At 75.2% G+C, this 1,184-nt stretch carries 1 protein-coding gene; it reads right to left on the bottom strand.

Going from position 1 to position 1,184, the window contains the following annotated elements; all coding sequences use genetic code 11:
* Positions 1-65 precede the first annotated feature (65 nt).
* Positions 66-1,184 (bottom strand): threonine aldolase family protein (locus tag ACYVE9_RS27580; protein WP_461030615.1); only part of this gene is annotated, 1,119 nt, incomplete at its 5' end.

A 1,184-nucleotide genomic window follows, 5' to 3' on the forward strand; every position in this document is an offset into this window, starting at 1 on the left:
CAGCAGCTCGACGGCTCAGCGGCTCGGTTGCTGGGGCTCGGCTGCTGCGGCCCGGCGTTCGGTGGTCAGCGGCGGCGGTGCGGGGCGACGTCGCGGAGGCGGGACAGGAAGTCCCGGGCGGCGTGCCGGACGTCTTCCGCCGACCAGAGCAGCCCGGGGGCGTCCACCGTGCACTCGGTCACGGCCACCCCCGGCGGCCCGGTCTCCTCCCAGCGCCGGAACAGCAGGGTGCCCGTCTCCTCCGGCTGCCGGACCGAGGCCTCGTCCAGGGCCGGCGCGTCGAACGGCAGCCACACCTGGAACTGGTGGGTGTGCGGCTGCTCCGGGTGGATGCGGAACCAGGGCAGTCCGGCGTCGCTGAAGGCCTGCCGCAGTGTGGCGGCGACGACCCGGGCGTGCGCGACGTACTCCAGCAGCCGGGGCAGCTCCCGGTCCAGCCCGGCCAGCGCGGACAGCGCGGCCGGCCACTGCTGGAACACCGCGCCCCCGTACCGGTGCCGCCACGCCTTGGCCTCCGCCACGAGGGACTCCGGGCCGGCCAGCGCGGCCCCCGACAGCCCGCCGAGCGACTTGTAGAACGAGACGTAGACGCTGTCCGCGAGCGCGGCGATCTCCGGCAGCGACCGGCCGAAGTGCGGGGCGCACTCCCACAGCCGGGCGCCGTCGAAGTGCACGACAGCCTCCCGCTCCCGGGCGGCGGTGACCGTCGCGGTCAGCTCCTCCCAGCTCGGCAGGACGAATCCCCCGTCCCGCAGCGGCAGTTCGAGCATCAGTGTGCCGAACGGCTCGTCCAGGGCGGTGACGTCCTCCACGCCGGTCGGCTGCGTACCCGAACCGGCGTGCAGGATACGGAGATTGCTGACCTGTGTGAGTGCCTGCCGTTCCCAGCGCTCCGGGTGGGCGAGCGGATGCAGCGCCACCGTCGGGTTGCCGGTGCGGCCCGCCCAGCAGCGCAGCGCCACCTGCTGCGCCATCGTCCCGGTGGGGAACCAGGCCGCGGCGGGCATGCCCAGCGCCGCTGCCGTGCGTTCCTCCACGGCGGTCACCACGCCGTCCCCGTAGGTGTCGGTCCACTCGGCCAGGTCGTGGGCGGCGGGGGCGTGCTCGACCAGCTCGGCCACCCGGTCGGCCATCGGCCGCACCAGGTGAGTGGCGAGCGTGCGCTCGGCCCGGTTCCACGCCGC

This window comes from Streptomyces sparsus (assembly GCF_054776295.1).